Annotated in this window: 13 protein-coding genes; 7 read left to right on the plus strand and 6 right to left on the minus strand. The window is 71.4% G+C overall.

Annotated features, from left to right (window positions below; genetic code table 11):
• The first annotated feature begins 217 nt into the window (after window positions 1-217).
• The 3 genes from BWO91_RS03785 (at window position 218) to BWO91_RS03795 (ending at window position 6143) form a co-directional block, all read left to right on the plus strand.
• Window positions 218-1774, plus strand: coding sequence for an amino acid permease (locus BWO91_RS03785; protein ID WP_079003831.1), 1557 nt, complete (start codon window positions 218-220; stop codon window positions 1772-1774).
• Between the two features lie 161 nt (window positions 1775-1935).
• On the plus strand, window positions 1936-2484 hold the full coding sequence (pyrE, locus tag BWO91_RS03790; protein WP_175116436.1) for an orotate phosphoribosyltransferase: 549 nt from the start codon (window positions 1936-1938) through the stop codon (window positions 2482-2484).
• Entirely contained in the window at window positions 2484-6143 is a 3660-nt protein-coding gene (locus tag BWO91_RS03795) for a hypothetical protein (protein ID WP_079001335.1), read from the plus strand. Before pyrE ends, BWO91_RS03795 begins: the two co-directional genes overlap by 1 nt.
• Window positions 6144-6167: 24 nt before the next feature.
• On the opposite strand, the gene BWO91_RS03800 is transcribed toward BWO91_RS03795, so the two are convergent.
• Window positions 6168-7208, minus strand: coding sequence for a zinc-dependent alcohol dehydrogenase family protein (locus BWO91_RS03800; RefSeq protein ID WP_079001337.1), 1041 nt, complete (start codon window positions 7206-7208; stop codon window positions 6168-6170).
• Window positions 7209-7270: 62 nt separating this feature from the next.
• On the minus strand, window positions 7271-8065 hold the full coding sequence (locus BWO91_RS03805) for an HAD-IIA family hydrolase (protein ID WP_071262240.1): 795 nt from the start codon (window positions 8063-8065) through the stop codon (window positions 7271-7273).
• Between the two features lie 107 nt (window positions 8066-8172).
• On the opposite strand from BWO91_RS03805, the gene BWO91_RS03810 reads away from it, so the two are divergent.
• Both BWO91_RS03810 and BWO91_RS03815 read left to right on the plus strand, forming a co-directional pair.
• Window positions 8173-8841, plus strand: a complete 669-nt coding sequence (locus BWO91_RS03810; RefSeq protein WP_079001339.1) for a TrmH family RNA methyltransferase — start codon at window positions 8173-8175, stop codon at window positions 8839-8841.
• A gap of 247 nt (window positions 8842-9088) precedes the next feature.
• A complete protein-coding gene (locus BWO91_RS03815; protein ID WP_079001341.1) occupies window positions 9089-9409 on the plus strand; it encodes a hypothetical protein in 321 nt (106 codons plus the stop codon).
• Between the two features lie 430 nt (window positions 9410-9839).
• On the opposite strand, the gene BWO91_RS03820 is transcribed toward BWO91_RS03815, so the two are convergent.
• The 3 genes from BWO91_RS03820 to BWO91_RS03830 form a co-directional block, all read right to left on the minus strand.
• The gene (locus BWO91_RS03820; protein ID WP_079001342.1) at window positions 9840-11717 is read right to left on the minus strand and encodes a YhgE/Pip family protein; all 1878 of its coding nucleotides are present in this window, start codon (window positions 11715-11717) and stop codon (window positions 9840-9842) included.
• 70 nt (window positions 11718-11787) lie between these two features.
• Window positions 11788-12444, minus strand: a complete 657-nt coding sequence (locus BWO91_RS03825) for a hypothetical protein (RefSeq protein ID WP_064295550.1) — start codon at window positions 12442-12444, stop codon at window positions 11788-11790.
• A complete protein-coding gene (locus BWO91_RS03830) occupies window positions 12434-13129 on the minus strand; it encodes a TetR/AcrR family transcriptional regulator (protein WP_079001343.1) in 696 nt (231 codons plus the stop codon). Before BWO91_RS03830 ends, BWO91_RS03825 begins: the two co-directional genes overlap by 11 nt.
• A 143-nt stretch (window positions 13130-13272) precedes the next feature.
• Between BWO91_RS03830 and BWO91_RS03835 the strand changes: the two genes are divergently transcribed.
• Window positions 13273-13731 (plus strand): DUF3151 domain-containing protein, encoded by a 459-nt coding sequence (locus BWO91_RS03835; RefSeq protein WP_314140096.1) that lies wholly within the window; start codon window positions 13273-13275, stop codon window positions 13729-13731.
• Between the two features lie 47 nt (window positions 13732-13778).
• Here the strand turns inward: BWO91_RS03835 and BWO91_RS03840 are convergent, their stop codons facing one another.
• Window positions 13779-14531 (minus strand): HAD-IIB family hydrolase, encoded by a 753-nt coding sequence (locus BWO91_RS03840; RefSeq protein WP_064295553.1) that lies wholly within the window; start codon window positions 14529-14531, stop codon window positions 13779-13781.
• Between the two features lie 252 nt (window positions 14532-14783).
• On the opposite strand from BWO91_RS03840, the gene BWO91_RS03845 reads away from it, so the two are divergent.
• Entirely contained in the window at window positions 14784-16070 is a 1287-nt protein-coding gene (locus BWO91_RS03845; protein ID WP_064295554.1) for an adenylosuccinate synthase, read from the plus strand.
• Window positions 16071-16078: the final 8 nt, after the last annotated feature.

Below are 16078 nucleotides of genomic sequence, written 5' to 3' on the forward strand. Positions count from 1 at the left end.
GGACCCGTCGTCGGCGTTCTACCTCGATGAAGAACTGAAAGGTCGCTAACCCGACCATTACATCACAACGCCTTCAGTGGATCGATGCATTTGCGAGAGGGATTTCCTCACAAAGGTATGTACACGCGACCATTGCGGGCCCTAGAGTCGGGCCAACCGAATCTGAGGACGTTGTGCGAGCCCGATGAGCGCGCAACCCGAGCGACAGGACGCATCGATGGCTGACGACACGCGCAAGATCTCCGGGGTGACCTACACCGCCGCCGGCGAGGGGTACTTCGAGAAACGCAGCCTGAAGCGGTCGGCCGGGGTGTGGGGACTCTGGGGCCTCGCCGTCGCGGCGGTCATCTCCGGCGACTTCTCCGGCTGGAACTTCGGCATCGACTTCGCCGGGTTCGGCGGCATGCTCATCGCCTTCGTCATCCTCGTCGCGATGTACTACGGCATGATCTTCTCGATCGGGGAGATGGCCGCGGCGATGCCGCACACCGGCGGGGCCTACTCCTTCGCGAGAGCGGCGATGGGACCGCTCGGCGGGTTCGTGACCGGCCTCGCGGAGACCATCGAGTACGTCGCGACCACGGCCGTGATCGTGTACTTCTCGGCCTCCTACGCCGACGCCATCACGAGCGAGCTGCTCGGCTTCTCCATGCCGTCGCCCGTGTGGTGGGCGATCCTGTACGTCGCGTTCATCGCACTGAACTCCGCCGGTGCGAGCATCTCCTTCCGCTTCGCCATCGTCGTCTCGATCATCTCCATCGGCATCCTGCTCGTCTTCTCCGCGATGGCGGTCTTCTCCGGCCAGTTCGCCTGGGCCAACCTGTTCGACATCGCCCCCGACGCGGGCCAGACCGAGTTCCTGCCGCACGGCGTCCTCCCGATCCTGTTCGCCCTGCCCTTCGCGATGTGGTTCTTCCTCGGCATCGAGGAGCTGCCGCTCGCGGCGGAGGAGTCCCACAACCCGGTGCGCGACATCCCGAAGGCCGGGTTCTGGGCTCGTGGCACGCTCATCGTGACCGGCCTCCTCGTCCTCTTCCTCAACACCGGCGTCATCGGTGCCGAGGCGACCGGGACGGCAGGGGAGCCCTTGCTCGACGGCTTCCGAGCCATCGTCGGTGACGGTGCGGCGGCGGTCCTCGCGCTCTTCGCCCTCATCGGGCTCCTCGCCTCGCTGCAGGGCATCATGTTCGCCTACGGTCGCAACATGTACTCGCTGTCCCGCGCCGGGTACTACCCGCGGTTCCTCTCCCTCACCGGCAAGCGGCAGACGCCGTGGGTGGCCCTTGTGGCCGGGGCGATCATCGGGTTCGTCGCGTTGCTCATCGTCGACGCGGCCGGCGGATCGGGCGGTGTCGCCGGTGCGATCGTGCTCAACATCGCGGTCTGGGGCGCGGTGCTCGCGTACCTCATGCAGATGATCGCGTTCCTGCTGCTGCGGAGGAAGTTCCCGAACGCCAAGCGGCCCTACCTGAGCCCGTGGGGTGTCCCGGGGGCGGTCATCGCGGCCGTCATCGCCGCGCTCATCTTCGTGGGCTTCCTGCTCAACCCGACGTTCCTCCCGGCGATCATCGCGATCGTCGTCGTCTATGTCGTCATGCTGGTCGCCTTCGCGGTCTGGGGTCGCCACCGGCTCGTCATGTCACCGGAGGAGGAGTACGCGGTCTCGGGCGGCCTGCACGGCGACCCGGAGACCGAGGGCTACGGCGGAGCGACCGAGGCGGAACTGCTCGCAGTCGACCGCCCCGAGGACCCGGGTTCCGGCACGGCGCGTTGACCCCCGGACGCAGCCGCCCCGACGCAGGACGGTGGCGGCGTGGCGTCCTCGAGCCCCGGCGAGTCGTACCGACACGCCGGGGCTCTCGCGCGTCGGGGATGCGGACCGCCCCCATCCGGGCGACTGCGGCGATGGGGGTCACAGCTTGTAGACTCTCCGACGTGACGGACGCACGAGCTCAGCTCATTGACCACATCTCGGCGGAAGCCGTGTTCCACGGTGACTTCACCCTGACGAGCGGCAAGAAAGCGACGTATTACGTCGACCTCCGCAAGGTGAGCCTCGACCACCGCGTCGCGCCCCTCATCGGGCAGGTCATGATCGACCTCATCGCCGACGTCCCCGACGTCTTCGCGGTCGGTGGCCTCACCATGGGCGCCGACCCCGTCGCCGCCGCGATCCTGCACCAGGGTGCCGCGCGCGGACTCACCTACGACGCCTTCGTCGTCCGCAAGGAGCCGAAGGACCACGGCCGCGGCAAGCAGGTCGAGGGCCCAGACCTCCAGGGCAAGCGCGTGATCGTGCTCGAGGACACCTCGACCACCGGTGGATCACCGCTCAAGGCGGCCGAAGCACTCGAGAAGGTCGGAGCCGAGGTGGTCGCCGTCGCCGTCGTCGTCGACCGCGCGACCGGCGCCCGCGAGATCATCGAGGCCGCGGGCTACCAGTACTTGGCCGCGATCGGCCTGGAAGACCTGGGACTCGTCTGATGTCCGGCGACGGAACCGGACGCGGCGAGGCCGGGCTGCCGGAGGAACCCGCGGACGGAACCGACTGGCTGCTCTCGCAGCTCGACGCCGACGACACGGAGGCGATCGAGACGCAGCCCGACACCGACGCGGTCGACGAGCACCCCTCGGCAGCCGTCGCTCCGGCGCCCGCTGACGATGACCGGACCCGAGTCCTGCCGGTCGTCGGCGACACCGATGCCCAGGCCGCTGCTTCGTCGGTGGCTGCGCCGGTCCCGGCCGAGCCCCAGTGGTCCGCGCCCTCCGTGCCCTCCGTGCCGGATGCGCCGGCGGCTCAGACGCACGCTGAACCGACGCCTGCTCCGGTCGAACCGCTGCCCGCTCCCCTCGAGCAGACGACCGCTGCCGCCGAGCCGACCCCCGCCGCGCCGGCCACTGCTCCCGGTGAATTCGCGAGCGAGGCCGAACTCCTCGCCTGGTGGCAGAACCAGGTGCCGAACCCGGCCGACGACACGACAGCGGTCCCCGCACCCCCGGCGCCGGATGCACCCAGCGCGGAGCCCGCCGCACCCGCCACGCCTGCAGCCCCGGCCGACCCGATGCCCGAGGAAGCTCCCGTCCGGTCGGAGGGTCTGCGTCACCCGAACGCCCTCGAGCTCCCGGTCGTCCCGCCGACCCCTGCCCCGGCATCGCCGGTGCCGCCCGCTCGCAACGAGCTGACGGTCGACACCGACTCCGTCCTCCAGCACGCGCCCGCCGGCACCTTCCGGCCCGCGCCGACGAACCCGGTCGTCCTGCCACCCGTCGCCGACGAGCCCTGGAGCCTCGGCGGCAGCGACGACATCGACGCCGACCCAGCAGCCCCCGAGGACGTCTCGACGGCCGTCCTGCCCACGGCCCGAGCACTCGCGGCCGACGACCCGGCGGCCTGGGCCGCGGTCGAGGCGGAGGAGATCGGCGCGACCACCGCCACCTCGTCGCCCGACGGTGGCACTCCCGCCGCACCGCTGCCGCCCGCCGCCCCGCCGGTGACGCCGTCGCCCACCGCCGCGGACCGCGATGTGCCGTCCGGCTCCGCGTCGACACCCGACGCCGAGGTGCAGGACGACGATCTGCCGGAGGGCTCCTGGAGCCTCTCCGAGACGTTCGGCGACGACGTCCTCGGCGGAGAGACCGTCGAGGTCCGTGACACGACGATCGACGCTTCGACGCCCCTCGCCGCACGCCCCGACGAGGCCACGGCCGATGAACCGGCTGCCGACGAGCCAGCTACCGACGACGTCTGGACAGCCGAGCCGGCGCCTGCCGAGGCCTCCACACCGCGGACGGACCCTTTGGCCTGGTTGACGGAACCGTTCGGTGAGACGTTCGGCGCCGCGCCCGCGGCACCGGACGAGCAGCCGTCCGAGGAACCGCAGGCGGAGCCGGTCGACGAGGCGCCCCAGCAGTTCGACTCCGCAGACGAGTCCGGCATCGCCACCGTCACCGAGGAGGCGACGTCCCCGTCCGCGAGCGAGCCGGTCCAGCCGACCGCCGACTCGGACCCCGAGCCCGCATCCGACGGCATCGTCGCTTCCGAGCCGATCACCCCCGCGGCACCGTTCCGCTGGGACACGGTCGCAGCGGCGTCGCCCGCGAGTGCAGCGGAGCCGACCTCGCCAGCCGACGTCCCGTGGCCCGAGACGGTCCCCGACGTCGACGCCGAGCCGCTCGATGAGACGCGGCCGTTCGACAGCCTCGGCGGTCCGGGCTTCTCGGCCCTTGCGGGTGCCGCAGCCGCAGCAGCAGCCGTTCCTCCGGCGCCGACACCCGCCACCGATGCCGAGCCCGGCCGTGATGACGCGCCGGTCGACGACGACGCGACGGACACCGCCGACGTCCCCCCGGCCTTCGGCCCGCCGACCCCGAAGGCCGAGCGTTCCATCACGGAGCTCATCTCCCTCGACGGCGTGCAACCCGAACCCACGGTCAGCCCCTTCGGCACCGCGCCGTTCGTGTGGGACCTCGCGCCGAACGACGCCCTCGACCCGCTCGTACACGCGGCTCCCACGACCCAACCCATCCCGGTCCCGCCGGTGGAGTGGGAGGGCGCCGAGTCGTCAGCCGTGAGCGCGGAGTCCCCCTCGGAGCTCGCGCTCGAGGGCGAGGTGCCCGATGCCGCGTTCATCGCCGGCGACGTCCAGCCCTTCGCTCCGGGCCTCGCCGCCGTCACGCTCGGTCGTCCGCTCGTCGACGGACCCGGTGACGAGTTCGCCAGCTGGACCGACGACGCGACCGAGACCGAGAGCTCCGCGCCGGACGCCGCACCGATCGTCCCCGCCGCGAACGACACGGTCGACCTCTTCCCGACGCTGTCCCTCGGTGGGTTCGATGCAGCCGTCGCGGCCGGTGGCCTCGCCGCCGCAGGGGCCGCAACCGCTGCCGGCGCAGCTTCCGGCATCGACTCGGGCGACGACACCGACGACGCTGAGACCACGGCCGAGCGCGTCGCTGACTCCGCGCCCGCGACGGCACCGACCCCGGTGGCTGAGACTCCTGCTCTCGAGACCCCGACGTTCGCCGTCGACCCGGAAGAGCTCGACGACGAGTTCGACGAGGAGATCGTCGAGTTCGACGCCGCCCCACTCGCTGCGGCGGGCGTGACACCGCTTCCGTCGTTCGTGCCGGACGGGGCCGTCGCCGACGGTGCGACCGATTCCACCACGGATGCCGCCGCGTCGGATGCCCCGCTCGCTGACGAGGTCTCGATCGACCCTGAGCCGATCGGCGAGCCCGAGCCGGTCAGCGAGGAGCTGCGGCTCGAGTCGCTGTTCGACCTCGGACCCGAGACGGATGCGGTCGAGGTCGCCTCGGCCGATGACGCCGCGGCCGACGGTGAGCCGGCTGCCACGCCGCCCGCCGACACCGAGCAGGCCGACGACACGGCCACGGCCGCGCCGTCCGATCAACCAGACGCCACCGCCACGGCGGAGGCGGCCTCGGCACGGTCGCTCGCCGACGCCTTCGCCGCCGAGGGTGGCTGGTCGCTCCAGGCCGACGCGATCGCCGACCCCGATCTCCCGCTCGCCCCCGTCCCGGGCCTCGTCGCCGCCGACGGCACCGATGTCGACGGCACGGATCCCGACGACGACACCGGCGGGTCCCGGCGGAACGGGGCCCACGCCGCCGGAGACGACGACAGCGCTTCACACAGCTCCCCGACGGCTGAGCCGGATGTCGCCTCGGACACCGCGCCCACACCAGTGACCCCCGCCTCGGTGTCCGTCTTCGGCGCACACGCCGCGGCAGTCCCGTCGCAGGGGCCGATCGCGAACGTGCCGCAGACGGCGCCGGCCGCGCTCCCGGGCGAGACGGTCGCGTTCCCGGAACTCGACGGCGCGAGCGCGCTCACGACCCCGGCCGCGGCTGCGGGTATCGTCGGCGCCACCTTGCCACCGCAGGCCACGCAGTCCGCGCCCGACCGCGATCTCCCCGAATACCGCGGAGAGCACGCGGATCAGGGCATCCCGAAGGCGCTGCTCTGGGCGGTCGTCGGCCTAGGCGCCGCCGTGCTGCTCCTGCTCGCGTTCTACTTCGGAACGCTCGTCGGTGCCGCGAAGGCGGCCGGTGCGGCTGCGGACGCCACGATGCCGAGCGTGTCCGCAGGATGGTCGACGGCCGGAGCCCCGGACGCCGTTTGACGATGCACCCGACGTCGTCGCGGGTCAGGCGACGTCGATGACGGTCACACCCGCAGAGCGGTCGCCGGAGGCGAGGGCGACGAGTGCTGCCGGTGCCTCGTTGAGGCCGATGCGGTGTTCGATGAGGTCCTGGGGGCGCAGCGCGCCGCTCGCGACGAGGTCGAGCAGTTCCGAGTAGTCGGAAGCCGGCATGCCGTGGCTGCCGTGCAGTGACAGCTCCTGCGAGATGATGCGCGGCAGCGGGAGTGTCGGTTCGCTCGAGAACAGGCCGATCTGCACCTGACGGCCCATCGGTGCCAGCGCGAGGAGGCTGAGGCGCATCGTGGACTCACGTCCGAGGGCTTCGACCGACACCTGCACGCCCATGGGTGCGGCTTCGGCGATGCGCGCGAGGACGGCGGCCTCGTCGAGACCGCTCGAGTCGATCGTGTGCGTGACGCCGATCGACGCCGCGCGCGCCAGGGCCGAGGCGTCGATGTCGACGGCGATGACCTCGGCACCGAGCGCGACGCCGATCATGGCCGCACTCAGCCCCACGCCGCCGCAGCCGACGACGAGCAGGCGCTCCCCGCTGCGGAGCCCGGCGCGGTGGACGAGCCCGCGGAAGGCCGTCGCGAACCGGCACCCGAGGAGGGCGGCGGCACCGGCGTCGAGGGACTCCGGCACCGGGATGAGGTTCACGTCCGCGTCGTGCAGGGCGACGAGCTCGGCGTAGGAACCCCAGTGGGTGAAGCCTGGCTGCGTCTGGTTCGGGCAGACCTGCCCGTTCCCGGCGAGGCACTGGGCGCAGCGTCCGCACGCGCACACGAAGGGCACCGTGACGCGGTCGCCCACGCGGAACCGCTCGACGGCGGGGCCGACCGCATGGATGCGCCCGACGAGTTCGTGGCCGGGCACGTGGGGGAGGGCGATGCCGTCGTCGTGCCCGAGCCAGCCGTGCGCATCGCTCCGGCAGAGACCCGTGGTCTCCACGCGCACGACGACGCCGGCGTCGGACGGCACCGGATCCGGCACGTCGCGGACCTCGGGCTCGGCGGTGAACTGGTCGTAGACGACGGCGCGCATGGAAGTCCTCGGTGCGTGGCGGGGCGGGAACGGAACGGTGGGGATGATGGTGGCCGAACGGCCTAGATCTCGACCTCGACGGGCTCCGTCACGAGGTCGATGACGCCGCTCAGGATCTCGTTCGGACGGAACGGGTAGCGGTTGATCTCGGCCTCGTCACTGATGCCCGTGAGCACGAGGATCGTGTGGAGACCGGCCTCGATGCCCGCGACGATGTCGGTGTCCATGCGGTCGCCGATCATGCCGGTGTTCTCCGAGTGCGCGCCGATCTTGTTGAGCGCCGATCGGAACATCATCGGGTTCGGCTTTCCGACGACGTAAGGCTCCATGCCGGTGGCCTTCGTGATGAGCGCCGCGATGGCACCGGTCGCCGGAAGCGGACCGTCCTTGCTCGGTCCGGTCGCGTCCGGGTTCGTCACGATGAAGCGCGCGCCTCCGGCGATGAGGCGGATCGCCTTGGTGATGGCCTCGAACGAGTAGTTGCGGGTCTCGCCGACGACCACGTAGTCGGGGTTCGTCTCCGTCATGGTGAAGCCGGCCTCGTGGATGGCCGTGGTGATCCCGGCCTCCCCGATGACGAACGCCGAGCCGCCCGGCTCCTGCTCGGCCAGGAAGGCGGCCGTCGCGAGCGCGGAGGTCCAGATGAACTCCTCGGGCACGTCGAGCCCGGACGCGCGCAGCCGGGCGCTCAGGTCGCGCGGGGTGAAGATCGAGTTGTTGGTGAGCACCAGGAAGGGCGTCCGCTGATCCTGCCACTGCTGCAGGAGCGCGGCGGCACCCGGGAGGGCGTGGTTCTCATGGACCAGCACGCCGTCCATGTCGGTGAGCCAGCATTCGACCTCGTCGCGTCGTGACATGCGTTCCTCCAGGTGCTCCGTGCGGGCTGCGCGAGCGCTGCGCCGCGGGGGTGGCGCGGCGTCGGGCCCGGACCTCCAGTGTGGCACGGCGCGGGTAGGGTTGGCTGGTGCCAGAGACCCCGCTCCACCCGGACGACCCGGTCGCCGGCCCCGATCAGGCCGAGAGCCCGACGGCCGGCGTCGGTCCATGGCAGGGGGAGTGGCCGGACGACCCCTGGTACGACCCCGAGCTGCTGCGCGAGGGCGACACCCGGAACGTCGTCGACCGCTACCGCTACTGGTCGATGGAGGCCATCGTCGCCGACATCGACGACCACCGCCATCCGTTCCACGTCGCCATCGAGAACTGGCAGCACGACATGAACATCGGGTCGATCGTGCGCACCGCCAACGCGTTCGCCGCCGACACCGTGCACATCGTCGGGCGCCGACGGTGGAACAAGCGCGGAGCCATGGTGACCGATCGCTACCAGCACGTCGAGCACCACGTCGACGTCGCGGCGCTCGTCGCCTGGGCGTCGGCGGCCGAGCTGCCGATCATCGCGATCGACAACGTGCCGGGGTCGGTCCCGATCGAGACGTTCCGCCTTCCCGAGCGGTGCCTCCTGCTCTTCGGGCAGGAGGGGCCTGGGCTCTCACCGGAGGCGCTCGCCGCTGCCGACGCGGTGCTCGAGATCACCCAGTTCGGGTCGACGAGATCGATCAACGCCTCCGCGGCGGCAGCCGTCGCGATGCACGCCTGGGTCATGCAACACGTCTCCTTCGACGCGTCTTGATCGGGTTGGCCCCCGTCCGCGGGTGGTTTCGAACGGCACCCGTGTGCGTACCTCAGGAACACCTCAAGATTCCCTCAATTGCCCCCGAGGTCCCCCAAAGTGCCGACACCCCCCGGCATACTGTCTAGCGGAGCAACACTCCACCGCTGAACCCGAATCCCTCCGGCACCCGAAGCCACCGAGGGCCACCGCACGGACCCGAATCCGTGCGGTGCGAATCGGCGGTCACCCGAAGGATGAATCGAAGATGAAGCACCGCTCTGCCCTGGGAGTCTCGCCCGAACGAGGAACCCACCCGTCCAAGGTCCGTGGCGTCGCCGCGCTCGCCGTCCCCGCCGCCCTCGCGGTCGCCCTCATCGTCGGCGTCGCCGCGCCGGCTCAGGCCGACGCCCGGGTCGACGAGGCGTCGAGCTCGATCAGTGCGACGCAGCCCGGCTCGAGCGAGCTCATCGCTCCGGCCGGCGCGTTGTTCGCATCGCTCCTCATCTGGGGGGCCGGAGCCGCCTTCGCGACGCGTCGTCGGATGCTCGCCGAACAGCGCGAGGAGGCGTCGCTGCTCTCCCGCTGAGCAGCGCGCTGCACCCGCAGCTGATCGCCGTGGCCCGAACCACGACGCTCAGCTGCTCCAGACGGAACGCGCCCGTTCCGTCGCACCGGTGGCCGCCGGGAGTCCCCCCACTCCCGGCGGCCTCCGGTGTTTCCGGGGTGTGTCGGCGGGGTCTTCGCACCGGACGAACGCCGGTCCTTCCGGTGGCTCGACGACCGTTCCGAGAATCTGCCGCGTTCCGCGTCATGATCGCGCCTCCGGTCGATCACTCAAGGGAGTGCAACGCTGTCGGGCGGACCCGAACCCGGATCGACGCGGCGCTCAGACGCCGACGTCGAACGATGCCCGACCCGAATGGGCGTCGCACGCAGCAGGCCGACCACACGCGCCGGAGCGTCGTCCGACCCGAGGACGACGCTCCGGCGCGGGCTCCTGCGCGCTCGATGGCTGCCTAGCCGATGAGGCTCGGCCGGAGGTCGCGCAGCGTCCTGGCGTGCGTCATCCGCGTCACGCCGATCGCCGAGAGGCTCAGTGCGATCGCCAGCCAGGCCAGCAGGACTCCGGCGTCCTGCAGGGCGGCGTCCATCCGTCCCCCGTACATCAACTGGCGCATGCCGTCGACGGCGTAGGACATCGGGAGCACATGGTGCAGTGCGGCCAGCGGCGCCGGGAGTGTCTGCCACGGGAACGTGCCTCCGGCCGTGACGAGCTGGGCGACCATGAGCACGAGGCCGAGGAACTGTCCGACGCTGCCGAACCACACGTTGAGCGTCAGGATGATCGCCGCGAAGGTGAGGGACGCGAGCGCCATCATCCCGTAGGTCGCGAGCGGGTTGTGGACCTCGAAGTGCAGGGCGCCGGCGAGGATCCCGAACAGCGCGACCATCTGGATCGTGCCGAGGAGGCCGGGCGTGAGCCAGCCGGCGACGGTCACCTTGATGGGGCTGTGGAGCGCCGTGATCGCGCGCCGCGAGACCGGCTTGACGATGAGGAAGAGCGCGTAGATGCCGATCCAGGCGGCGAGGCTGACGAAGAACGGCGCGAGTCCCGCTCCGTAGGTGCCCGCGCTCGTCACGGAGGAGTTGGTCAGCTTGACCGGGTCGGCGATCGTCTTGGCCTGGAGTTCGCGGGAGTCCGCGGTGGTCGCTGGGATGGCGTCCGCGCCGGACTGCAGACCGTCGCGGAGGGTGACGATGCCGTCACGGAGGGTGCCGAGGCCCGTCTGCAGGGTCGTGAGGCCGGTCTGCAGCGACGCCGCGCCGTCGGCGGCCTGCTGCGTCCCCGAGGCGAGCGCGGGCATCGCGTCACTCAGCGTCCGGGCGCCTCCGGCGACCTGCTGGGCACCGCTGTTGAGCTGGTCGACCTGTGAGACGACGGTCTGGACGCGCTCGTTCGCCGTCGTGGCGTCGGCTGCCACCGGGTCGAGGAGCGCCAGCACCTGGGCGATCTGCTCGGGGGTGAAACCGTTCTCCGCGAGCGTCTGTGAGATCTGGGCGCGGGCCGTGGGGATCGAGTCGACGAGTCGCTGGGCGGCTGCTCCGACCTCGTCACCCTTGCCGGCGAGGGTCGACGTCCCGGACGCGACCTGCTCGGCACCCGAGGCCAGCTGATCGGTCTGCGAGGGCAGGCTGGCCGTCCCCGCGGCGATCTGGGCCGTGCCGGACGCGAGGGTCGCAGCGCCGGCCTGGGCGGTCCCGGCGCCGTCGAAGGCCTGCTGTGCGCCGTCGGCCAGCTGCGTCGCGCCCGAGGTGGCGTCGACGAGCTTCGTCTTGATCGTGTCGAGCGCGATGAGGAACCGGCCGGCGGCCTGGCGGTTCACCGTCTGCACGATGGTCGCTTTGATCTGCTTGACGGCCTGCTCGCCGATGGTCGTCGCCAGGTAGCTGTTGGCGTCGTTCGTCGTGAGCTGCACCGTCGCCTGCTGCGGGGCGTCGCCCGACGCGGAGGTGAGGGAGGTCGAGAAGTCGGCGGGGATCGTGACGCTGAAGTCGAAGGTCCCGTCGTTCACCCCCCGGGCGGCGTCGGCCGCGCTGACCTCGTGCCAGGCGAACGAGCCGTCCTCGATGAGCTGGTCGGCGATGTCGTCGCCGTAGTTCTCCGTCTCGCCGGTCGCGTCGCCGGTGGTGTCGTCGGTCGCCGGCGCACCGGTGTCCTCGACGACGAGCGCCACGGGCACCTGGTCGAGCTTGGCGTACGGGTCCTGGTTCGCCCAGAGGTACAGGCCGCCGTAGAGCAGCGGGACGCACATGAGGGCGACGAGGGCGAGCCGCGACATGGGCGTGGCCCACAGGCGGGACAGTTCGGCGCGGATCATCGCGAAGATCTTCACAGGAGGTCCTTCTGGGGACGGGTGGTGCGGGATGAGGTGGTGGCTGGACGGTGGTGGTGCACGGTGTGCGTCACGACCAGTCCTGCTGGAAGAGGGGGACGAGTTCGTCCGTGGCGTTCTCGGACACCGGGGCGTCCGCGGTGGCGTTGATGGCTGTCGCCGAAGCGTCGCCGGCGATCACGAGGACGCCGTAGCCGCGGGCGGCGAGCTTGCGGGCGAGGTTCCACCACTCGAGCGGGTCGCCGCCGTGGCGGTCGGGGGAGACGAGGACGAGTGCGGTGACGTCCTCCCGGAGGACCGCGAGCTCGGTGAGGAGCCGCACGCGGTCGGTCGGCGCGACGGTCGAGATCGGCTGCTTCGCGAGGTGTGCGAGGTCGAGCGACTCGAGGAACCGCGCGACGGCGAAGGGGTGGCTCGCCCGGCCGGCGAACATGAGCTCCTCGGCGACGACGCCGGAGACCGCGACGCCGCTGGCCGGTTCGGAGACGTCGGGCGCGTCGATGAGGGCGATCACGCGGCGCATCGTCTTGCGGTCGGTCGCTCCGTCGACGAGGACGGTCCCGGTGTCGGGCTTCATCCGGCCGGAGGCGATGAGGCCGAGGACGGTCGGCCGCTGCTCGGTCTCGGCGCGGGCGAAGGTCGCCTCGCCCGTCCGGAAGGAGAGGGAGGTCGGCTCGAGGACGATGCCGCCCTTGCCCTTGGAGACGCCGTCGAGTTCAACGCGCATGGGAGGGCTCCTCGTTCGTGCCGGTGCCGGCGGTGTGCCGGTGGGTGCCTGCGTGTCCGGTGTCGGCGCGGTCGGCGACCGCCGTGGCGTCCTGCCACGACAGACCGACAGCCCCGAGCGTGGCGAGCATGACGAGGCGGCGGCCGGCGCTCGTCGAGAGGCCGGACCGGGTCGCCTCTTCGAGCACCCCGACGGCCGTGCTCTCGACGAGTCGGGCGAGGACGCCGGCGTCGATGTCGGGGCGGATGGAACCGTCCGCGACACCGGCCTCGACGGTGCGGAGGAGGAGGGTCCGAACGGGTTCGAGGGCTGCCGCCGTGACGGCGCGGAGCGGCCCGCGGACGGCGAGCGGCGCCATGATCCGGACGTGGTCCACCTGGGCCCAGAGGACGTCGCCGATGAGCGCGATGGTGGTGAGCGGGTCCTCGCCTCGGACGGCCGTGATCGACGCGGCGACGCGCTCGGCCCCAGCCACGACGACGGCGTTCACGAGCTCGTCGCGCGTGGCGAAGTGTCCGTACACCGAACGGCGGGTGAGGCCGGCGGCGGCCGCGATGGTCTCGAGGCTGGCGTCGGGGTCGCTGCGGAGCGCCAGGCGGGCGGCTTCGAGCAGCGCGAGGCGGTTCTCCGCGGCGTCGCGACGAGGGGCGCGCGACCCGCTAGCAGGCGCTTGGGTGGTGGTCATGACAGCGATCGTACTATCTTGCACAGCGGTGTGCAATATCGATGTCGGAGGATGCGGCGAGCTCTCAGCGAGGGCTGCCAGCTTCCTCCCACGCCGGGCTCCGGGAACGGAGCTATGGTTGAACGATGACCGGTGAGAATCTGATGGCAACCCCTCCGACACTGCTGCCGGACGACAGCGCCACCGATGCCGAGTTCCACGCGGCCGTCGGTTCGATCGAGGCGCTGGCGGACCTCCTCGCGGCCCACCCCCGCTCCTCGCTCGGCTGGGCGCTCCTCGCCGACGCCGTCCACGACCCGCAGTCGCCGATCCCCGGCTACGCGGCCGCGCGGGTCGGGTACCACCGCGGCCTGGACTCGCTCCGTGCCGCCGGCTGGCGCGGTCAGGGCCCGATCCCGTGGTCGCACGCGCCGAACCGCGGGGTGTTGCGCTCGCTCTACGCGCTCCGCCGCTCCGCGAAGGCGATCGGCGAGACCGAAGAGGTCGAGCGTCTCGACGCCTTCCTGCGCGAGGCCGACCCCACCGCGTCGGAGGAGATCGAGTACCTCGTCGCGGCGGCGGCACCGCCGACCTCCGCGATCGTCATCCTCGGCTCCGACTAGCCCTTCGACAGGCTCAGGGACCGGGGCGCGGCTCAGGGACCGGCGCCCTACAGGCCGAGCGACTCCAGGTACGCCGCCGTGTCCTGCCAGCCGTGCACGGCCACCGACGGCACCCCGAGCGCGAGGACCGGGTAGTCGTTGCCGCCCTCGTCGAGACGGTCGCCGACGAAGACCATCTCCTCCAGCGGGATGCCCGTGTGCTCGGCGAGCCGCGTCATGCCGAACGCCTTGTCGACGCCCGCCATGGTGATGTCGACGGAGGTCGAGCCGCCGGAGCGGACCTCGAGGTCGGGGAGCAACGCCTGCACGGCGGCGCGCAGCGACTCCTTCTTCGCGCCGTCGGGGTCCCAGGCGGTCTTCTCGGCGACCGGCGCTGCCTGCCCGAGGGCGGAGAAGGTGATCTGCGAGCCGCGGTCCTCGAGGATCGGTCCCCAGGTCTCGTCGGCCCAGAGGCCGAGTCGCTTGGCCTCGGTCTCGAGCGCGCCCATGGCGCGGGCCTTCTGGTCGTCGGTGAGGTCGTGCTTGTAGACGGTGACCCACGCGGTGCCGTCGAAGCGGTCGTACCGGGTGCCGCAGGTGGGCATGAGGTGCAGTCGGCCGAGGGCCTCGGGCGACGCGGCTCCGAGCCGGTCGAGCACCTGGTTCTGGAACTGCACGATCTGGCCGCCCGAGATGATGCACACCGAGGTGCGTTCGAGGAGCGCGACGAACAGTTCGGCCATGCGAGGGTCGAGCGCGGACTTCGACGGGGCGAGGGTGTCGTCGAGGTCGAAGGCGACGAGGCGCGGCAGGGAGGTCATGGGTTCCGTTCGGTCGGTCGAGAGGACGGTCGTCGAGGGCGATCGGCAGGCAGGACGGCCGCCCGAGGCCTGAACATCCCCTCATGGTATCGAGCGCAGCCCGGGACTCGGTGCCCGTGACCCTCCTCCGGTACGATGGAGGGGTGCGTGCACGAGACGCCCGCCCGCAGAGGGTGGGCGTCCGGCCTGTCAGGGCGTGGTTCCCCAGCGGATCCGCCGGGCACACGAGAATCCGGAAGGGGCGGCATCCAGATGCCAGCAATCGTGATCGTCGGCGCCCAGTGGGGCGACGAAGGCAAGGGGAAGGCCACCGACCTGCTCGGTGACCGCATCGACTACGTCGTGAAGTTCAACGGCGGCAACAACGCGGGGCACACGGTCGTCATCGGTGACGAGAAGTACGCGCTCCACCTCCTGCCGTCCGGCATCCTGACGAGCGGCGTCGTCCCCGTCATCTCCAACGGTGTCGTCATCGACATCGAGGTGCTGTTCCACGAGCTCGAGGCGCTCCAGGCCCGCGGCATCGACGTCTCGCGCCTCCTCGTGAGCGCCAACGCGCACGTCATCACCCAGTACCACCGCACCATCGACAAGGTGACGGAGCGCTTCCTCGGCAAGCGTCAGATCGGCACCACCGGCCGTGGCATCGGCCCGGCCTACGCCGACAAGATCAACCGCGTCGGCATCCGCATCCAGGACCTCTTCGACGAGAACATCCTGCGCCAGAAGGTCGAGGGCGCCCTCGACCAGAAGAACCACCTGCTGGTCAAGGTCTTCAACCGCCGCGCCATCACGGTCGACGAGATCGTGGCCGACCTCCTCGCCTACGCCGAGCGACTCCGCCCGATGGTGGCCGACACCGCGCTCGTCCTGAACGAGGCGCTCGACGACGGCAAGATCGTCCTCTTCGAGGGTGGGCAGGCCACGATGCTCGACGTCGACCACGGCACCTACCCCTTCGTCACCTCCTCCAACGCGACCTCGGGTGGTGCGGCCACCGGCTCCGGTGTCGCCCCGAACCGCCTCGACCGCGTCATCGGCATCGTCAAGGCCTACACGACCCGCGTCGGCGCCGGCCCGTTCCCGACCGAGCTGTTCGACGAGTCCGGCGACTACCTCCGCTCGAAGGGCTTCGAGTTCGGCACGACGACCGGCCGCCCGCGTCGCGTCGGCTGGTACGACGCCCCGATCGCCCGGTACGCGGCGCGCATCAACGGCGTCACCGACTTCGTCCTGACGAAGCTCGACATCCTCGACGACCTCGCCACCATCCCGGTGTGCGTCGCCTACGAGGTCGACGGCGTCCGGGTCGACGAGGTGCCGGTCTCGCAGACCGACTTCCACCACGCCGTCCCGATCTACGAGGAGTTCCCCGGCTGGCAGGAGGACATCACCGGTGTCCGCCGCTTCGAGGACCTCCCGAAGAACGCCCAGGACTACGTGCTGGCGCTCGAGGCGATGAGCGGTTCGCGCATCTCCGCGATCGGTGTGGGTCCCGGCCGCGACGCGATCGTCGTGCGTCACGACCTCGTCGACTGACCCGAGCA

The organism is Plantibacter flavus, assembly GCF_002024505.1.
GTDB classification, from domain to species: Bacteria; Actinomycetota; Actinomycetes; order Actinomycetales; family Microbacteriaceae; genus Plantibacter; species Plantibacter flavus_A.